This is a genomic window from Burkholderia sp. DN3021 (genome assembly GCF_049805555.1).
Taxonomy (GTDB): Bacteria; Pseudomonadota; Gammaproteobacteria; order Burkholderiales; family Burkholderiaceae; genus Burkholderia; species Burkholderia pyrrocinia_C.
In genome coordinates this window covers 1-18,619 of sequence record NZ_JBNCAB010000027.1, presented here as the reverse complement: position 1 = coordinate 18,619, position 18,619 = coordinate 1, and the positions used below count along the sequence as shown (strand labels likewise).

Here is an 18,619-nt window from a genome sequence, read left to right as displayed (position 1 = left end):
CCCGCCTCACCGCCGGTTCGAGCGCGACACCACGTCGATCCACACCGCCAGCACCAGCACCGCGCCCTTGACGATCATCTGCCAGTACGCGTCGACGTCCAGCATCGACATGCCGTTGTCGAGGCTCGCCATCACGAGCGCGCCGATCAGCGCGCCGTACACGGTGCCCGACCCGCCGCGCATCGACGTGCCGCCGATGAAGCACGCGGCGATCGCGTCGAGTTCGCCCATCGAGCCCGCGGACGGCGAGCCGGCCGCGAGCCGCGCGGTGTTGACGATGCCGGCGAACGCGCACATCAGCCCCATCAGCGCGAAGATCGCGAGCTTCACGCGATCGGTATCGACGCCCGACAGCCGTGTCGCCTCGAGATTCGAGCCGACCGCGTAGATGCGCCGGCCGAACACGGTCTGCGTCGCGATCCACGAGAAGATGCCGAGCAGCGCGAGCAGCAGCAGCACCGGCACCGGAATGCCGCCGTAGCGGTCGAGCGTCGCGACGAACGCGAGCAGCACCGCGCCCGCGCCGGCGATTTTCACGACGTCCTGCCACAGCGGCCCGACCGCGAGCCGGTAGCGGCGCCGCGTGCCGCGCTGCCGCACGACCAGCAGCACGACGAGCGCGAACAGCAGCAGCGCGAGGCCGTCCCCGGCCACGCGCGGCAGATAGCCCTGCCCGAGGAACACGAAGCCGTCCGACACCGGCGCGATCGTCGAGCCGCCCGTCACGCCGAGCAGGATCCCGCGAAACGCGAGCATCCCGCCCAGCCCGACGATGAATGACGGCACGCGCCGGTAGGTCGACCACCAGCCGTTGAAGAGCCCGATCAGCACGCCGAGCGCGAGCACGGCCGGCACCGTCGCGGCGACCGGCCAGTGGCGGTTCACGTCGAGGATCGCCGCGACGCCGCCGAGCAGCCCGAGCAGCGAACCGACCGACAGGTCGATCTCGCCCGCGATGATCACGAACACCATCCCGCACGCGAGCATGCCGGTGATCGACATCTGCCGCAGCAGGTTCGACACGTTGCGCGGCGTGACGAACGCGCCGTCGGTCAGCACCGAGAAGAACGCCCAGATCGCGACGACCGCGAACAGCAGCGCGAGGATCTTGTAGCGCACGAAGACCTGGCGAAGCGGACGGCCAGTTGAACGGCCGCGCGCGTCGGCGTCCGGCGCCGGTGCGGAAGACGAAGAGGAAGAAAGTTCGGTATTCACGTTGCACTCGCTGCAATAGGTTCGGCCGGACGCCGCGCGGGCTTCAGCGCGGCGCCGAGGATCTGTTCCTGCGTGAGGCCATCGTTGACGAAATCGCCGCGCAGCTCGCCTTCGCCGATCACCAGCACGCGGTCGGCGAGCCCGAGCACCTCGGGCATTTCCGACGACACGACGATCAGCGCGACGCCGCGCTTCGCGAGCGCGAAAATCAGCCGGTAGATCTCGGCCTTCGCGCCGACGTCGACGCCGCGCGTCGGCTCGTCGAGGATCAGCACCTGCGGCTCGGCCAGCAGCATCTTGGCGAGCACGGCCTTCTGCTGGTTGCCGCCCGACAGGCTCGAGATCGGCAGGAACGGGTGCGCGGCGCGCACCGACAGCCGCTGCATCTCGGTGCGGATCGCGTCCAGCTCGGCGGCCGCGTCGATCCGCCCGCGCGTCGCGAAGCGCCGCAGCACCGCCAGCGTGATGTTGTGGCCGACGCCGAGCTGCGGCACGATGCCGTGGCGCTTGCGATCCTCGGGCACCATCGCGATGCCGGCGCGGATCGCGTCGGCGGGCGAGCGGATCGTGAGCGGCCGGCCGTTCATCAGCACGGTCGCCGTGCACGCGCCCGGATACGCGCCGAAGATCGCCTGCATCAGCTCGGTGCGGCCCGCGCCGACCAGCCCGGCGACGCCGAGAATCTCGCCGCGCCGCACGCTGAACGACACGTCGTCGACCCGCTTGCGGCGCGTGTTCGTCACGTCGCGACAGGTCACGTGGCGCGCTTCCAGCACGACGTCGCCGATCTCGTGCGGCTCGCGCGGATACAGGTCGCGGATCTCGCGGCCGACCATCATCGAAATGATCCGGTCGGTCGTCAGCGTGCGCATCGGCTCGGTCGCGACATGGCGGCCGTCGCGGATCACGGTCACCGTGTCGCACACGGCCTCGACCTCGTCGAGCTTGTGCGAGATATACACGCACGCGACGCCGCGGCGCTTCAGGTCGCGCACGATGTCGAGCAGGATGCGCGTTTCGGAAGCGCTCAGCGACGACGAAGGCTCGTCGAGGATCAGCAGCTTTGCGCGCTTGTTCAGCGCCTTCGCGATCTCGATCAGCTGCTGGTGTCCGCCGCCGTAGTTCATCACCGGCTGCGCGACGTTGATCGAGTCGATCCGCAACTCGTGCAGCAGTTCCTCGGCACGCTGGACCATCGCCGCGTAGTGCATGCGCCCGCCCGGCAGCGTGATCTCGTTGCCGAGGAAGATGTTCTCGGCCACCGACAGTTCGGGCACGAGCATCAGTTCCTGGTGGATGATCACGATGCCCGCGCGCTCGGTGTCGCGCACGCCGGACGCGATCAGCGGCGCGCCTTCCCAGCGGATCTCGCCGTCCCACGTGCCGTGCGGATAAACACCCGACAGCACCTTCATCAGCGTCGATTTGCCCGCGCCGTTCTCGCCGCACAGCCCCACGCACTCGCCCGGCCGCACCGTCAGGTCGATGCCGTCGAGCGCCTTCACGCCGTCGAAATCCTTGACGATGCCGCGCATCGTCAGCAAGGGTTCGGTCATTCGCTCATGCCTTGCAGTATGCGCGCGGACGCACCGGTGGGCCGTCCGCGCGCCGCGCCGTTACTGGCTCGCCAGCTGCGCCTGGGTATAGAAGCCGTCCTTCACGACGATGTCGACGTTGCGCTTGGTCAGCAGCGTCGGCTGCAGCAGCACCGTGTCGACCTTCTTCTTGCCGTTGTCGTATTGCGCGTTGAACGCGGGCTTCGCGCCCTTCGCGAGATCCACCGCGAGCTTCGCCGCTTCGCTCGCGATCAGCTTGAGCGGCTTGTAGACGGTCATCGTCTGCGTGCCGGCGATCACGCGCTTGACCGCGGCGAGGTCCGCATCCTGCCCGGACACCGGCACCTTGCCGGCCAGATGCTGCGCGGCGAGCGCCTGGATCGCGCCGCCCGCGGTGCCGTCGTTCGATGCGACGATCGCATCGATCTTGTTGTTGTTCGCGGTCAGCGCGTCCTCGACGATCCGCAGCGCGGTCGACGCGCTCCATTCCGGCACCCACTGCTGGCCGACGACCTTGATGTCGCCGCGATCGATCGCCGGCTTCAGCACCTTCAGCTGTCCTTCGCGCAGCATCTTCGCGTTGTTGTCGGTCGGCGCGCCGCCGAGCAGGAAATAGTTGCCCTTCGGCTTCGCGTCGTAGACGCCCTGCGCCTGCAGCTCGCCCACCTTCTGGTTGTCGAACGAGATGTATGCATCGACGTCGGCGTCGAGAATCAGCCGGTCGTACGACACCACCTTGATGCCCGCCTTGCGCGCTTCGGCGACGACGTTGCCGAGCGTCTTCGAATTGAACGGCACGATCACGATCACGTCCACGCCGCGCGAGATCAGGTTCTCGATCTGCGAGATCTGCCGCGCCTCGCTCGCGTCCGCGGACTGCACGGACACCTTCGCGCCGAGCTGCGTGGCGGCGGCCACGAAATAGTCGCGGTCGCGCGACCAGCGCTCGACGCGCAGGTCGTCGATGCAGAAGCCGATTTCCGGCTTGTCCTTGCTCGCATGCGCGAGCGGCGCGCCAAGCGTGAGAGCCGCCAACGTGGCGGCGCCTGCCAGCGCACTCAATACGGTACGACGCGTTACGGATTTCATGTCTCCAACTCCTCTCTTTATTGGACAACCCCACGAACGCCGGGCGGCCGCCGAAGCACGCCGCCCTTTGTCTGGCCACTACACGGCGCGGCGTTATGCGGTATGACCCGCGCCTGCCGAAAACACCGGTTCGAGCGCGCGATACAGCGCGCGAAACGTCGGCCGCCGCGCGTCGCGATACCACGCGTGGCGCGCCATGTCGGGCTCGCGCACGGCCACCACCGGCGGCTGCGGGCACACCGCGTCGAGCGGCGCATCCGGTTCGAGCGCGAGATGCGCGAGCCGCGCGGCGCCGAGCGCCGGGCCGACTTCGCCGCCCGCGCGCAACGTCAGCGCGCGGCCGCTCAGGTCGGCGAGCATCTGCGTCCAGTACGCGCTGCGCGAGCCGCCGCCGATCACCGTGATGCAGTCGGGCGCGAGCCCGGCCGCATGCAGCGCGTCGATTCCGTCGAGCAGCGCGAAGCCGACGCCCTCGAGCGTCGCGTTCGCGAGATCCGCGCGCTGCGAGTCGGGCGTCAGCCCGTAGAACACGCCCTTCGCATTCACGTCGTTGTGCGGCGTGCGCTCGCCGCTCAGATAAGGCAGGAACCACGGGCGGTCACGGCGCGCGTTCGCCTCGGCGTCGCCGAGCAGCGCGGCAACGCCGTCGTAGCCGGCCAGCTGCGCGGTGAAATCAATGCAGCCGGCCGCATTCAGCATCACCGACATCAGGTGCCAGGTATGCGGCAATGCATGACAGAAGCTGTGGACCGCCGATTCGGGATTCGCGCGGAAACCGTCCGACACCGCGAAATAAACGCCCGACGTGCCGAGCGACAGCAGCGCATCGCCGGGCCGCACGATGCCGACGCCCACCGCGCCGGCCGCGTTGTCGCCGCCGCCCGCGACGACCGGGATTTCGCGCAGCCCCAGCGTGCGCGCGACGGCCGGCAGCAGCGTGCCGGTGATGCGGTTGCCCTCGAACACGGCGGGCATCTGTTCGCGCGACAGCCCGCACGCGGCGAGCAGCGTGTCGTCGTAGTCGCGCTTGGCGACATCGAGCCACAGCGTGCCAGCGGCATCCGAAGGATCGGTCGCGAACACGCCGGTCAGCCGGTAGCGCAGATAATCCTTCGGCAACAGCACGTGTGCGATCCGCGCGAACACGTCCGGCTCGTGCCGGCGCACCCACAGCAGCTTCGGCGCCGTGAAGCCCGGCATCGCGAGGTTACCGGCGACGGCGCGCAGCGTGGGCGCCAGCCGCTCGAGTTCCGCGCACTCGGCATCCGCGCGGCCGTCGTTCCACAGGATCGCGGGGCGCAGCACCTCGCCGTGCACATCGAGCAGCGTCGCGCCGTGCATCTGCCCGGTCAGGCCGAGCGCGCCGATGTCATGCGGATCGATGCCGGCCGCACGCGCGTCGGCGACGAGCGCCGCCAGCGCGCCGCACGCCGCGTCCCACCAGTCGAGCGGCGCCTGTTCGGACCAGCGCGGCCGCGGCCGGCTCACCGACAGCGGCCGGCTCGCGCTGGCCCGCACCGCACCGGCGCGGTCGAGCAGCACGGCCTTCACGCCCGACGTGCCAAGATCGAGTCCGATATACATGGCGTCAGCGCAGCCCGTAGATCGCCTGGTTCACGATGTTCTCGAGCCGTTCCTGCGCACCGCTCGCATGCCGCGGGTTCACGCCGCGCGCGAGCGCGTCGGCGGCGAGCGACTCCAGCGTGTAGCCGCCCGACAGGATCTCGCGGCCGAATGCGCTGTCCCACTGCGCGTAGCGCTGCCGGCGCAGCGCGTCGAGCCGGTCGTTGCCGACCAGCACGGCCGCGCGCTCGAGCGCGAGCGCGAGCACATCGATCGCGCCGACATGGCCGTAGAACAGGTCTTCCGGATCGACGCTCTGGCGCCGCACCTTCGCGTCGAAGTTCATGCCGCCGGTGGTAAAGCCGCCGTGGCGCAGGATCTCGTAGAACGCGAGCGTCAGCTCCTCCACGCTGTTCGGGAACTGGTCGGTGTCCCAGCCGTTCTGCGGATCGCCGCGATTCGCGTCGACGCTGCCGAACACGCCGAGCGCGAACGCGTTCGCGATCTCGTGATGGAACGAATGGCCGGCGAGCGTCGCATGGTTCGCCTCGATATTCACGCGGATGTCGTTCTGCAATCCGTATTGCGTGAGGAAGCCGTGTACGGTCGCGACGTCGTAGTCGTACTGGTGCTTGGTCGGCTCCTGCGGCTTGGGCTCGATCAGCAGCGCTCCTTTGAAGCCGATCCGGTGCTTGTGCTCGACGACCATCGACAGGAAGCGGGCGAACTGCTCGCGCTCGCGCACGAGATCGGTATTGAGCAGCGTCTCGTACCCTTCGCGGCCGCCCCACAGTACGTAGTTCTCGCCGCCGAGCCGATGCGTCGCGTCGAGCGCATGGCGCACCTGGGTGGCCGCCCACGCGAACACGTCGGGGTTCGGGTTGGTCGCCGCGCCCGCCGCGAAGCGCGGATGCGAGAACAGGTTCGCGGTGCCCCACAGCAGCCGGACGCCCGTCGCCTGCTGACGCTCGCCCAGGTAGTCGGTCATCCGCGCGAAGTTCTCGACGTACTCGTGCAGGCTGTCGCCTTCCGGCGACACGTCGGTGTCGTGGAACGTATAGAACGGCGTGCCGAGCTTCGTGAAGAACTCGAATGCCGCATCCGCCTTCTGGCGCGCGCGCTCGAGCGGGTCGCCCGGCTGCTGCCATGGCCGCTGGAACGCGCCCTGGCCGAAGATGTCGTGGCCCGGCCACACGAACGTGTGCCAGTAGCACACCGCGATCCGCAGGTGCTCCTCGAGCGTCTTGCCGAGCACCCGCTTCGTGCGGTCGTAATAGCGGTATGCAAGCGGGTTGTCCGACTGCGGACCTTCGTAGCGAATCGCGGGAATATGTTCGAAATACGACATGGCGTCTCCGTCCGGTTTCTTGTTGCAGTGCGGCGTGCATCGCGTTGGCGTGCGGGCCGAATTCGATCTGGCTGGATCGTGCCCGCGCGCCCCCTCGCCCGCAATTGCGAAATTGCGCAGCACGCTTAACGTTTCTTGCCAGCGCGCTGCGCACGGCACGCGTTCCGTCCTACAATCGCCGGACGCCAGACAGATCAGACAGCCGCGCGGCGTTGCCCGCGCGCCCGGAGACAACGGCGCGACGCCCCGCACGGCGCGCGCTTCGAGACCGAGATGAACCGCGCCCCTTCCACCCAGACGCCGCACCGCATCGCGCTGCTGTTCAACGCCAACAAGGTCTACGACCGCGAGATCATCAGCGGCATCGGCCAGTACCTGCGCTCGACACGCGTGGTATGGGACCTGTTCCTCGAAGACGATTTCCGCTGCCGGCTCGCCGGCATCGAGCGCTTCGACGGCGACGGCATCATCGCGGATTTCGACGATCCGGCCGTCGCCGACGCGCTCGCCGGATCGCCGCTGCCGATCGTCGCGCTCGGTTCGTCGTACGAAGATCCGGCGCAGTATCCGGACGGCGTGCCGTATATCGCGACCGACAACGCGAAACTCGTGTCGCTCGCGTACACGCACCTGATCGGCGCCGGGCTGCCGCACTTCGCGATGTACAGCCTGCCCGTCGCGCAGCAGAACCGCTGGGCGCAGCAGCGCGAGCTCGCGTTCGACGGCCTCGCGCGCGCGGACGGCGTCGACGCGCCGATCTACCGCGGGCTGTCGACCAGCGCATCGGGCTGGAACCACGCGATCGAGCAACTGATCGGCTGGCTGCACGCACTGCCGAAGCCCGTCGGCGTGATCGCGGTGACCGACGCGCGCGCGCGGCACCTGCTGCAGGCGTGCCTGATCGCGGGCCTCGCGGTACCGGAACAGGTCGCGATCATCGGCATCGACAACGACCCGCTCACGCGCACGCTCACGCGGATTCCGCTGTCGTCCGTCATCCAGGGCACCGAGGAAATGGGCCGCACGGCCGCGCACCTGCTGCACCAGATGCTGGGCGGCGCGCGTTTTCCCGACCGGCGGATTCTCGTGCCGCCCGTCGGGATCAACGTGCTCGATTCGACGCGCCACGAGCCGCTCGCGAGCCCGCACGTGATGCGCGCACGCCACTTCATTCGCCAGTACGCGTGCCAGGGCATCAAGACCGACCAGGTCGCCGACTACGTCGGCGTGTCGCGCTCGCTGCTCGAAGAGCACTTCCGGCGCGAACTGCAGCGCACCGTGCACCAGGAAATCCTGCGCCACAAGCTCGAAGCGGCGCAGGCGCTGCTCGCCGGCCGGCAGGCGTCGAGCGCCGAGGTCGCGATCCGCTGCGGGTTCACGTCGCTCCAGTACATGTACGCGGTGTTCCGGCGCGAGCTGGGCTGCACGCCGCGCGAATACCAGGAACGCGCGATCGCCGCGCACTGAAGCCCGCCGTTCACATCGAATCATCCTATGCACATCGATACCGATTCCTCCCATCTGACGCCCGGCGTCGCACGCGTGCCTTCCGAGCCGTGGGGCACGCTGCCCGACGGCGACTCGGTGCGACGCTATACGCTGCGCAACACGCACGGCATGCGCGTCGTCGTCAGCGACCTCGGCGCGACCGTCGTGTCGTGGCTCGCGCCCGATCGCACCGGACGCTTCGCCGATATCGTGCTCGCGCACGACACGCCCGCGGAATATGTCGAATCGGGCGCCTACCTCGGCGCGACGGTCGGCCGCTGGGCGAACCGGATCGCCGGCGCGCGCTTCACGCTCGACGGCGTCGACTACCTGCTCGATCGCAACGAGAACGGCAATCTGCTGCACGGCGGCGCGAGCGGCTTTCACCGCCAGCGCTGGGAAGTCGTCGACGACTGCGGCGGGCTGACGCTGCGACTCGATTCGCCGGAAGGCGACGCGGGTTTTCCGGGCAACGTGAGCGTGCAGGTTCGCTACGCGCTCGACGACGACGGCACGCTGACGATCGACTACACCGGCGTCACCGACGCGCCCACACCGCTCAACCTCACGAATCACAGCTATTTCAACCTCAGCGGCCGCGCGGGCAGCGACGTGCGCGGCCACGTGCTGAGCATCGACGCCGACGCATTCCTCGAGGTCGACGACGCGCTGATCCCGACCGGCACCGCCGACGTGACCGGCACGGCTTTCGATTTCCGGCACAGCGCGCCGCTCGGCGCGCGCCTCGACTGGCCGCATGCGCAGCTTGCAAGGGCGCGCGGCTTCGATCACTGCTTCGTGCTGCGCGACGGCGCGCGCGCGGCCAGGCCCGTCGCCGGCATCTACGATCCCGAAAGCGGCCGCGAGCTGGTCGTGTCGACCGATCAGCGCGGCCTCCAGCTTTATACCGGCAACTATCTGGACGGCGTGCGCGTGAGGGGCGGCACGCGGTGCGCACAACACGCCGCGCTGTGCGTCGAAGCCGGCGGTTTTCCGGACCAGGTCAACATGGCCGACCTGCGCGACGACGTCATCCTTCATCCGGGCGCCGTCTATCGTCAGACCACTCTGTACCGGGTAGCCGTTCGCACGTAACGCGCGCGCCGACCGCCTTCGACAACAAGCACCGGCGGCCAGGCATCAACCACGTCGCGCGTGCCGCTACCCCGTTGCCCGTCACCGCGCGGCGCGCGCCGTGCGCTCCACGACACGCACTACACGCGCCGCATCGTCGACACCAGCGCCGCGTCCTCGCCGGGCTCGGCCGGCCGCGCGTGCGCGGAGTCGCGCTTCGGCTGCTGCGCGCCGAGCCCCGTGCCGCCCGTGCGCCGCCGCGCTGCATGCCGCTCGATAACCCGCTGCAGCACGCAGAACACGCACAGCAGCGCGCCGATCACGATCCGCGTCCACCACGAACTCAACGTTCCGTCGAACGTGATCAGCACCTGGATCGTGCCGAGGATGCCGACGCCGAACACCGAGCCGACCACATAGCCCACGCCGCCCGTGAGCAGCGTCCCGCCGATCACGGTCGCGGCGATCGCGTCGAGCTCCATCCCCTGCGCCTGCAGCCCGTAGCCCGACAGCACGTACAGCGTGAACACCACGCCGCCGAGTGACGAACACAGCCCGCTCAGCGCATAGACGCCGATCTTCGTGCGCGCGACCGGCAGCCCCATCAGCAGCGCCGAACGCTCGTTGCCGCCGATCGCATACACGTTGCGGCCGAACCGCGTGAAATGCGCGACGTAGATCGCGGCGGCCAGCGTCGCGAGCGCGATCAGCGCGCCCGCGCTCAGCGTGCCGCCGCCGACCGGCACGCTGACGCCCGCGATCGCATGAAACGTCGGCTCGTTGATCGTGATCGACTGCGTCGTGATCAGGAAGCATGCGCCGCGCGCGAGAAACATCCCGGCCAGCGTGACAATGAACGGCTGCAGCCGGAAGTAATGAATCAGCGCACCCATTGCCGCGCCGTACAGCGCGCCGAACGCGAGCACCAGCGGCACGATCACCCATACGGGCCAGTGCAGCCGCTCGGCGCCGACCGCGCAGAAGATCGTTGTCAGCGCAACGACCGAGCCGACCGACAGGTCGATGCCGCCCGACACGATCACGAACGTCATGCCGATCGCGACGATCAGCAGGAACGCGTTGTCGACGAGCAGACCGGTCAGCACCTGCATCGAGAAAAATCCCGTGTACATCACGGAACCGAAGCCGAACAGCGCGGCGAACAGCACGATCGTCACGACGATCGGCAGCGTGCGCGGGTCGGCGAGCCGGCCAAGGAATCGGGTCATCGGGGCGTGGCTCCGGAGGTGGCGCGCGAACGCGCGGAAGGCAGCAGCCGCGACGCGTGCCGGACCACGAGCGCGCGCGCCGCGTCCGACTGGATCAGCGTCACGACGATCACGACGACCGCCTTGACGACCAGCGTCGCCTCCGGCGGCACGCCGATCGAATAGGTCGTGTAGGTCAGCGTCTGGATGATCAGCGCGCCGAGCACCGAGCCGGCGAGGCTGAAGCGGCCGCCGAGCAGCGACGTGCCGCCGAGCGTCACCGCGAGGATCGCGTCGAGTTCGAGCAGCAGCCCCGCGTTGTTGCCGTCGGCGCTGCGCACGTTGGAACTCGCGAGGATGCCCGCGACCGCCGACATCACGCCGGAGCACAGGTACACACCGAACACGACCGCGCCCGAGCGCAGCCCGACGAGCCGCGTGGCGACCGGGTTCACGCCGATCGCGCGGATGAACAGCCCGAGCGCCGTGCGGTTCACCAGCAGCGCGGTCGCGGCGATCGTCGCGAGCGCGATCCACACCGAGCACGGCACCGTCGCCAGATAACCGCCGCCAAGCGCGAGATAGCCGGGCGCACCGATCGGAATGATCTGGCCGCCCGTCAGCAGTTGCGCGATGCCGCGGCCGGCCACCATCAGGATCAGCGTCGCGATGATCGGCTGCATCCCGACGAACGCGACGAGCAGGCCGTTCCACGCGCCCGCGAGCAGCCCGACGCCGAGCGCGGCGGCCAGCGCCGTGCCGACCCGCGACGGATCGGCCTCGAGCACGATCGCCGCGGCCGCGCCTGCGATCGCGACGATTGCGCCGACGGAAATGTCGATCCCGCGCGTCGCGATCACGAGCGTCATCCCGAGCGACACGATCACGAGCGGCGCCGCCCGGTTCAGGATGTCGATCGGCGCGCCGAACAGGTGGCCGTCGAGCAGCGCGATCGACAGGAAGCCCGGACGATGCGCGACGTCGAGCGCGAACAGCAGCGCAAGCGTCAGCACCGGCCACGCAAGCGGATGACGAAACAGCGTGCGTACACGCATCATGACTGGCCTCCCGCGATCAGCCGGTAAACCTGCTCTTCGGACGCGTCGGCGCCGCTCAGTTCGGCGACCTTGCGCCGGTCGCGCAGCACCGCGATCCGGTGGCTCACGCGCACGACCTCGCCGATCTCCGACGAGATGAACAGGATCGCGAGCCCGGTCGCGCACAGCGCGAGCACGCGCTCCATGATGTCGAACTTCGCGGCGACGTCGATGCCGCGCGTCGGCTCGTCGAGAATCAGCAGCTTCGGGTCCGTCGCGAGCCAGCGCGCGAGCAGCACCTTCTGCTGGTTGCCGCCCGACAGCAGCCCGATCGGCTGCTCCGCGTCGCGCGCCTTGATGCCGAGCCGCGCGATGTACGCATCGGCGATCTCGCGCTGGCGCGCGCGCCCGATCAGCCGCCACCAGCCGCGCCGCGCCTGCAGCGCGAGGACGATGTTCTCGCGGATCGACAGCGCGGCGACGATGCCCTCCTTCTTGCGGTCTTCCGGGCAATACGCGATCCCGTGCCGGACCGCATCGTGCGGCGACGCGAGTCGCTTGCGCGCGCCGTCGATCTCGATCGCGCCGGTGTCGGTGCGCTCCGCGGCGAACGCGAGCTGCGCGGTTTCGGTGCGCCCCGAGCCGAGCAGCCCGGCCAGCCCGACGATTTCGCCGGGCCGCACGTCGAGATCGAGCGGGCTCATCATCCCGCGCCGGCCGACCTGCCGCATCGACAGGAACGGCGCGGCGGTGCCGGCCGCGCGCTCGACCGCGGCGGCGCCCGCCTGCAGCGTGTCGGACATCCGTTCGCGGCCGGTCATCTTCGCGACCAGCACGTCGACCGGCAGGTCGCGCGCCAGGTACTCGCCTTCGCGCTCGCCGTTGCGCATCACGGTGATCCGGTCGGACACCGCATAGGTCTGCTCGAGGAAATGCGTGACGAACAGGATCGCGATGCCCGACGCCTTCAGCCGGCGCAGCACGTCGAACAGCCGCGCGACCTCGCCGTCGTCGAGGCTCGACGTCGGCTCGTCGAGTATCAGCACGCGCGCATCGACGGAAACCGCACGCGCGATCGCGACCATCTGCTGCACGGCGATCGGATACGCGTCGAGCGAGCGCGTGACGTCGAGCGACAGGTCGAGTTCGGCCAGCGCGGCGCGCGAGCGCGCATGGATCGCGTTCCAGTCGATCGCGCCGCGCCGCATCGGCTGCCGGCCCGCGAAGATGTTCTCGGCGACCGACAGGTTCGCGCACAGGTTCACTTCCTGATAGAGCGTCTGGATCCCGGCCGCCTCGGCCTCGCGCGGCGCGGCGAAGCGCACCGGCTCGCCGCCGACGCGAATCTCGCCCGCGTCGTGCGCATGCACGCCGGTGAGCACGTTGATCAGCGTCGACTTGCCCGCGCCGTTCTGGCCCATCAGCGCGTGGATCTCGCCCGGAAACAGCCGGAAGCTCACGCGCTGCAGCGCGCTGACGCCCGGAAACGCCTTGTCGATGCCGATCATCTCGACCACCGGCGGACTCGTCATGAACCCTCCCTCGAAGCCGTCGCCGGCGGCGGCCGCCGCGCCGCCGCCCGTGCGGACCATGTCAGTATTTGCGGGTCGGCAGCACCTGCGCCGCGACGCTCATCGGGAACACCGTCTCGTTCGTCACGATGCGCTTGGGCAGCGGCTTGCCGGCGACGACGTCCTTCACCGCGCTCATCAGCTGCGGGCCGAGCAGCGGGCTGCATTCGACGTCGACGTTGATCTTGCCGGCGATCATCGCCTGGAAGCCGCCCTTCGTCGCATCGAACGACACGACGCTCACGTCCTTGCCGGGCTTGATCCCGGCTTCCTCCATCGCCTGGATCGCGCCGAGCGCCATGTCGTCGTTGTGCGCGTAGACGACGTTGATCTGCTTGCCGTAGGTCTTCGCGAACGCTTCCATCACCTGCTTGCCGCCGGCGAGCGTGAAGTCGCCGCTCTGCGACGCGATCACCTTGAACTTCGGATTGCTTTTGATCACTTCGAGCAGCCCGGCGCGGCGATCGTTGGCCGGCGCCGAGCCGACCGTGCCCTGCAGCTCGACGATGTTGATCGGGCCCGCGTCGTTCTTGTAGCGCTCTTCCATCCAGTGGCCCGCGCGCCGCCCTTCCTCGAGGAAGTCGGAGCCGATCATCGTCACGTACAGCGACGGATCCTTCACGTCGACCGCGCGGTCGGTCAGGATCACCGGGATATGCGCGGCCTTCGCCTCGGTCAGCACCGGCTCCCAGCCCGATTCGACGACCGGCGAGAACGCGATCACGTCGACCTTCTGCGCGATGAACGAGCGGATCGCGCGGATCTGGTTCTCCTGCTTCTGCTGCGCGTCCGAGAATTTCAGGTTGATGCCGGCGTCCTTCGCCGCGCCCTTCACCGACACCGTGTTCGCGGTGCGCCACGCGCTTTCCGCGCCGACCTGCGAGAACCCGAGCGTGATCGGCTTTTGCTGCGCGAACGCGCCGGGCGCGAGTACCGTCGCCGCGGCGACGATCGCACCGGCCGCCAGCTTCCTGATGAATGTCATGGTCCGTCTCCGATGATGTCGTTGTATGCCGCGGCGCTGTTCTGTTTCTGCTTGGCGCGCGCGGTTCAGGGCTGTGCCGGGCAGCGTGTCCGGCCGGCCCGGCCCGGTATGCATGCCCCGGATCAGTCTAGGAACAAGTCCGATAACCTTCCAATGAAATCTTGGATTGAAGCGATATCGGAATCGGCATACGTATAAACACCTAAGCGCGCGGGGGCGCCAGGAGTGGCAGCGGACGACGCGCCGCCCCCGAAACCGGGAACCAGGACGGCCATCGCCGCGGCGCTCGACGAGACTCAGTTCCGGCGGGCCGCCGCCTTCCTGTCAGTCTCGCCGCTCGAATTCGACGCGACGCCGGCGGCATGCGCCCGCGCCGGATTCAACCCGCGCAGCACGCTGGCGCGCCCGCCGTCGTCATCGGGCAGTTGCGGCTGCCCGCGCGCAAACGCCGGCGCGACCGCCGCTGTGAGCAGCGCGGCGATCGCCAGTCGGGAAAGGAACTTCATCGCCCGACTCCCGGCTTACTGCACGCTGACGGTCGGCACGGACGCCGATGCGGTCGCGGTGCCTTGCTCGCCGTGTGCGATCGCATACAGCTCGCGATTGCGCGCGATCGTCCGCGTGCTCGGCGGATAGTCCCAGTTCGACGTGGGCACGGTGCCGTCGCGCTGCGCCTGGACCAGATCGGCGATCACGTCGGCGCGCGTCAGGCCCGACGACGACGTCTGTGCGAAAGCGGCGACCGGCGTGCCGATTGCGAGTGCGAGCAGCGCGGCGGCTGCGATCAGTCTGCGATTCATGATGAAACTCCCGAGAACGGTTCGATGAGGACGCATCGTCGATGCGCCGCCGGCGGGACCGCGGATGCGTTTTCGCCGCCTGACACGTTCATTCTGGTGATCGCGGCCGGCGAGACGCTGACCGCCGGATGACAATTCTGAAATCCGCCGCACCGCACGCAGATAACAGCTTCGTAATCTTCGAGTCAGGGCCAGGTCAACGCGGCATCGTCAGACTGCAGGCTCGTCGCATCGAATGCGGCCCCCCCTTGCCCTGCTTCGAGGAAAACATCATGTGGATCGTCCGGCTGGCATTACGCAGGCCCTATACGTTCGTCGTGCTCGCGCTGCTGATCTTCATCGCGGGACCGCTCGCGCTCCTGCGCACGCCGACCGATATCTTTCCGAACATCGACATCCCGGTCGTCAGCATCGTCTGGTCGTACAACGGCTTCTCCGCCGAGGACATGGCCAAGCGCATCACGTCGAACTACGAGCGCGCGCTCACGTCCGACGTCGACGACATCGAGCACATCGAATCGCAGTCGCTGAACGGCGTGTCGGTCGTGAAGATCTTCTTCCACCCCGGCGCGGACATCAATCGCGCGATCGCTGAAGCCGCGAGCAATTCCGCGTCGATCCTGCGGATCCTGCCGCCCGGCACGCTGCCGCCGAACATCATCACGTACAACGCGTCGACGGTGCCGATCCTGCAGCTCGGGCTGTCGAGCGACACGCTCGCCGAGCAGCAGCTCTACGACCTCGGCAACAGCTTCATCCGCACGCAGCTCGCGACCGTGCAGGGCGCGGCCGTGCCGCTGCCGTTCGGCGGCAAGATCCGCCAGATCGTCGTCGATCTCGATACGCGCGCGCTGCAGGCGAAAGGGCTCGCGCCGATCGACGTCGTGAACGCGATCAACGCGCAGAACCTGATCCTGCCCGGCGGCACCGCGAAAATCGGCACGCGCGAATACAACGTGCAGATGAACGGCAGCACGCAGACGGTCGCCGCGCTGAACAACCTGCCGGTGAAGACGATCGGCGGCAGCGTCGTCTATGTGCGCGACGTCGCGCACGTTCGCGACGGCTACGCGCCGCAGACCAACATCGTGCGCGCCGACGGCAAGCGCGCGGCGCTGCTGACCGTCGAGAAGACCGGCAGCGCGTCGACGCTGACGATCATCGACCAGGTCAAGGCGATGCTGCCGAAGATCGCGGCCGGCCTGCCGAAGGCGCTGCACATCTCCGCGCTCGGCGACCAGTCGGTGTTCGTGAAAGCGGCGATCCAGGGCGTCGTGCGCGAGGCGCTGATCGCCGCGTGCCTCACCGCGCTGATGATCCTGCTGTTCCTCGGCAGCTGGCGCGCGACGCTGATCATCGCGGTGTCGATTCCGCTCGCGGTGCTCACGTCGCTGCTTGCGCTGGCCGCGCTCGGCCAGACGATCAACATCATGACGCTCGGCGGGCTCGCGCTCGCGGTCGGGATTCTCGTCGACGATGCCACCGTCGCGATCGAGAACATCACGCACCACCTCGAACGCGGCGCGCCGCTCGAAGACGCGATCCTGACCGGCGCGGGCGAGATCGCGGTGCCGACCTTCGTGTCGACGCTGTCGATCTGCATCGTGTTCGTGCCGATGTTCCTGCTCACGGGCGTCGCGCGCTACCTGTTCGTGCCGATGGCCGAGGCGGTGATCTTCGCGATGGTCGCGTCGTATTTCTTCTCGCGCACGCTGGTGCCGACGCTCGCGATGGCGCTGATGCGCGCGAAGGGGCACGGCCGGCCGCCGCGCGGCGTGTTCGCTCGGATCGCGCGTTTCCAGGCCGCGTTCGAGCATCGCTTCGAGTCGGTCCGGCTGCGCTATCGCGCACTGCTGTCGGCGGCGATCGCGCGCCGCCGCCGTTTCGCGGCCGCGTTCCTGCTCGCATGCGCCGCATCGACCGCGCTGTTCGCGTTCGCCGGGCAGGATTTCTTCCCGTCGGTCGACACCGGCGAGATCCGCCTGCACCTGCGCGCGCCGACCGGCACGCGGATCGAGGAAACCGCGCGCCTGACCGACGAAGTGGAAGCGCGCATCCACGACGTGATTCCCGCGAACGACATCGCGAGCGTGCTCGACAACATCGGCGTGCCGGTCAGCGGGATCAACCTCACGTACGACTCGTCCGACCCGATCGGCACCGAGGATGCCGACGTGATGATCACGCTGAAGCCGAACCACGCGCCGACCGCCGCCTATGTCGCGAAGCTGCGCAACCTGCTCGCGCAGTCGTTCCCCGGCGTGACGTTCGCGTTCCTGCCGGCCGATATCGTCAGCCAGATCCTCAACTTCGGGCTGCCCGCGCCGATCGACATCCAGATCGTCGGCAACAAGCTCGACCAGAACCGCGCGGTCGCGAACGCGCTGCTCGCGAAGCTGCGCGGCGTGCGCGGCCTCGTCGACGCACGCATCCAGCAGCCCGGCGACGAGCCGGCCATCAACGTGAACGTGGACCGCACCAAGGCGATCCAGGCCGGCCTCGAACAGCGCGACGTCGCGCAGAACCTGCTGATCGCGCTGTCCGGCAGCTCGCAGACCACGCCGAACTTCTGGCTCGACCCGCGCAACGGCGTCAGCTATCCGCTGCTGGTGCAGACGCCGCAGTATTCGGTCGATTCGCTGCAGGCACTCGCGAACGTGCCGCTGCCGGCGGGTACCGCGCGTTCGCCGCAGACGCCGGCCGGCGGCCCGGCGGCCGGCGCGCCCGCGCAGAACCTGCTCGGCTCGCTCGGCAGCTTCTCGCGCGCGACGCAGCAGGCGGTCGTCTCGCACTACAACGTGCAGCCGGTGCTCGACATCTTCGCGTCGGTGCAGGGGCGCGATCTCGGCGGCGTCACGGCCGACGTGACGAAGCTCGTCGACGATGCGCGCGCGCAGTTGCCGCCCGGTTCGTCGATCGTGCTGCGCGGCCAGGTGCAGGCGATGCACGAGTCGTTTGCCGGGCTGCTCGGCGGCCTCGCGCTCGCGATCGCGCTCGTCTACCTGCTGATGGTCGTCAACTTCCAGTCGTGGCTCGACCCGCTCGCGATCGTCGGCGGCCTGCCCGCGTCGCTCGCCGGCATCGCATGGATGCTGTTCGTCACGCGCACGACGCTGTCGGTGCCCGCGCTGACCGGCACGATCCTGTGCATCGGCATCGCGACCGCGAACAGCATCCTCGTCGTCAACGCGGCACGTGAGCTGATGGCGGGCGGCGCGCCGCCGTGGCAGGCCGCGCTCGACGCGGGTTTCAGCCGCTTCCGCCCGGTCGTGATGACCGCGCTCGCGATGCTGATCGGCATGCTGCCGATGGCGCTCGGCCTCGGCGACGGCGGCGAACAGAACGCGCCGCTCGGCCGCGCGGTGATCGGCGGGCTGGCGTTCGGCACGCTGTCGACGCTGCTGTTCGTGCCCGTCGTGTTCGGCTTCATCCATGCATGGCTCGACCGGCGCCGCGATGCGGCCGCCGCGCGCCGCGCGCAGGAAACGCCGGCATTGCGCTGATCGCGACTTAACCTCGATTCCCTTCGACTCGCCCGACCCGGAACCCATCATGAACGACTCGACCGAACCTCTCGCCCCGCCGCCGGCCGCCGAAGCGGACACGGCACCGTCAACCGCGCGCGACACGGCGCCCGACACTTCGCCGCCCCGTCGCGGCCGCAAGCTGGCCGTCCCGCTCGTCG

At 69.1% G+C, this 18,619-nt stretch carries 14 protein-coding genes; 3 read left to right on the top strand and 11 right to left on the bottom strand.

Annotated elements, in window-relative coordinates:
- Positions 1 to 6: 6 nt before the first annotated feature.
- The 5 genes from ACPUER_RS15705 to xylA form a co-directional block, all read right to left on the bottom strand.
- On the bottom strand, positions 7 to 1,215 hold the full coding sequence (locus ACPUER_RS15705; protein ID WP_425131532.1) for a sugar ABC transporter permease: 1,209 nt from the start codon (positions 1,213 to 1,215) through the stop codon (positions 7 to 9).
- A complete protein-coding gene (gene xylG, locus ACPUER_RS15700) occupies positions 1,212 to 2,771 on the bottom strand; it encodes a D-xylose ABC transporter ATP-binding protein (RefSeq protein ID WP_425131531.1) in 1,560 nt (519 codons plus the stop codon). The genes ACPUER_RS15705 and xylG overlap by 4 nt, the downstream gene beginning before the upstream one ends.
- Before the next feature lie 60 nt (positions 2,772 to 2,831).
- A complete protein-coding gene (xylF, locus tag ACPUER_RS15695; protein WP_072440550.1) occupies positions 2,832 to 3,860 on the bottom strand; it encodes a D-xylose ABC transporter substrate-binding protein in 1,029 nt (342 codons plus the stop codon).
- A 93-nt stretch (positions 3,861 to 3,953) separates the two neighbouring features.
- Positions 3,954 to 5,444 carry a xylulokinase gene (gene xylB, locus ACPUER_RS15690; protein ID WP_425131530.1) on the bottom strand — a complete coding sequence of 497 codons (1,491 nt, stop codon included), beginning with the start codon at positions 5,442 to 5,444 and terminating at the stop codon, positions 3,954 to 3,956.
- Positions 5,445 to 5,448: 4 nt separating this feature from the next.
- Entirely contained in the window at positions 5,449 to 6,771 is a 1,323-nt protein-coding gene (gene xylA / locus ACPUER_RS15685) for a xylose isomerase (RefSeq protein WP_425131529.1), read from the bottom strand.
- Positions 6,772 to 7,044: 273 nt separating this feature from the next.
- Between xylA and ACPUER_RS15680 the strand changes: the two genes are divergently transcribed.
- Complete coding sequence (locus ACPUER_RS15680; RefSeq protein WP_425131528.1) at positions 7,045 to 8,238, top strand: XylR family transcriptional regulator; 1,194 nt, start codon at positions 7,045 to 7,047, stop codon at positions 8,236 to 8,238.
- Between the two features lie 27 nt (positions 8,239 to 8,265).
- Complete coding sequence (locus ACPUER_RS15675) at positions 8,266 to 9,354, top strand: aldose epimerase family protein (protein ID WP_425131527.1); 1,089 nt, start codon at positions 8,266 to 8,268, stop codon at positions 9,352 to 9,354.
- Between the two features lie 119 nt (positions 9,355 to 9,473).
- On the opposite strand, the gene yjfF is transcribed toward ACPUER_RS15675, so the two are convergent.
- From yjfF to ACPUER_RS15645, 6 genes are all read right to left on the bottom strand, one after another.
- Entirely contained in the window at positions 9,474 to 10,562 is a 1,089-nt protein-coding gene (gene yjfF / locus ACPUER_RS15670) for a galactofuranose ABC transporter, permease protein YjfF (protein ID WP_425131526.1), read from the bottom strand.
- Entirely contained in the window at positions 10,559 to 11,599 is a 1,041-nt protein-coding gene (locus ACPUER_RS15665; protein ID WP_105393297.1) for an ABC transporter permease, read from the bottom strand. Before ACPUER_RS15665 ends, yjfF begins: the two co-directional genes overlap by 4 nt.
- Positions 11,596 to 13,110 (bottom strand): sugar ABC transporter ATP-binding protein, encoded by a 1,515-nt coding sequence (locus ACPUER_RS15660; protein ID WP_425131561.1) that lies wholly within the window; start codon positions 13,108 to 13,110, stop codon positions 11,596 to 11,598. Before ACPUER_RS15660 ends, ACPUER_RS15665 begins: the two co-directional genes overlap by 4 nt.
- Positions 13,111 to 13,171: 61 nt before the next feature.
- Positions 13,172 to 14,134 (bottom strand): ABC transporter substrate-binding protein, encoded by a 963-nt coding sequence (locus tag ACPUER_RS15655; RefSeq protein ID WP_034182440.1) that lies wholly within the window; start codon positions 14,132 to 14,134, stop codon positions 13,172 to 13,174.
- A gap of 296 nt (positions 14,135 to 14,430) precedes the next feature.
- Positions 14,431 to 14,640, bottom strand: a complete 210-nt coding sequence (locus tag ACPUER_RS15650; protein WP_310136169.1) for a hypothetical protein — start codon at positions 14,638 to 14,640, stop codon at positions 14,431 to 14,433.
- Between the two features lie 15 nt (positions 14,641 to 14,655).
- Positions 14,656 to 14,934 (bottom strand): DUF4148 domain-containing protein, encoded by a 279-nt coding sequence (locus tag ACPUER_RS15645; protein WP_310136167.1) that lies wholly within the window; start codon positions 14,932 to 14,934, stop codon positions 14,656 to 14,658.
- 272 nt (positions 14,935 to 15,206) lie between these two features.
- Here ACPUER_RS15645 and ACPUER_RS15640 point away from each other — a divergent pair, with 272 nt between their 5' ends.
- Positions 15,207 to 18,437: an efflux RND transporter permease subunit gene (locus ACPUER_RS15640; RefSeq protein ID WP_425131525.1), complete on the top strand. Its 3,231-nt coding sequence runs from the start codon at positions 15,207 to 15,209 to the stop codon at positions 18,435 to 18,437.
- The last annotated feature ends 182 nt before the right edge of the window (positions 18,438 to 18,619 follow it).

Excerpts from the sequence above, each read along its gene's own strand:
- ACPUER_RS15640 (WP_425131525.1), top strand. The coding sequence starts at position 15,207 with ATGTGGATCGTCCGGCTGGCATTACGCAGGCCCTATACGTTCGTCGTG.
- ACPUER_RS15665 (WP_105393297.1), bottom strand. The coding sequence starts at position 11,599 with ATGATGCGTGTACGCACGCTGTTTCGTCATCCGCTTGCGTGGCCGGTG.
- ACPUER_RS15650 (WP_310136169.1), bottom strand. The coding sequence starts at position 14,640 with ATGAAGTTCCTTTCCCGACTGGCGATCGCCGCGCTGCTCACAGCGGCG.
- xylF (WP_072440550.1), bottom strand. The coding sequence starts at position 3,860 with ATGAAATCCGTAACGCGTCGTACCGTATTGAGTGCGCTGGCAGGCGCC.
- xylG (WP_425131531.1), bottom strand. The coding sequence starts at position 2,771 with ATGACCGAACCCTTGCTGACGATGCGCGGCATCGTCAAGGATTTCGAC.
- xylA (WP_425131529.1), bottom strand. The coding sequence starts at position 6,771 with ATGTCGTATTTCGAACATATTCCCGCGATTCGCTACGAAGGTCCGCAG.
- ACPUER_RS15675 (WP_425131527.1), top strand. The coding sequence starts at position 8,266 with ATGCACATCGATACCGATTCCTCCCATCTGACGCCCGGCGTCGCACGC.
- xylB (WP_425131530.1), bottom strand. The coding sequence starts at position 5,444 with ATGTATATCGGACTCGATCTTGGCACGTCGGGCGTGAAGGCCGTGCTG.
- ACPUER_RS15655 (WP_034182440.1), bottom strand. The coding sequence starts at position 14,134 with ATGACATTCATCAGGAAGCTGGCGGCCGGTGCGATCGTCGCCGCGGCG.
- ACPUER_RS15680 (WP_425131528.1), top strand. The coding sequence starts at position 7,045 with ATGAACCGCGCCCCTTCCACCCAGACGCCGCACCGCATCGCGCTGCTG.
- ACPUER_RS15645 (WP_310136167.1), bottom strand. The coding sequence starts at position 14,934 with ATGAATCGCAGACTGATCGCAGCCGCCGCGCTGCTCGCACTCGCAATC.
- yjfF (WP_425131526.1), bottom strand. The coding sequence starts at position 10,562 with ATGACCCGATTCCTTGGCCGGCTCGCCGACCCGCGCACGCTGCCGATC.
- ACPUER_RS15660 (WP_425131561.1), bottom strand. The coding sequence starts at position 13,110 with ATGACGAGTCCGCCGGTGGTCGAGATGATCGGCATCGACAAGGCGTTT.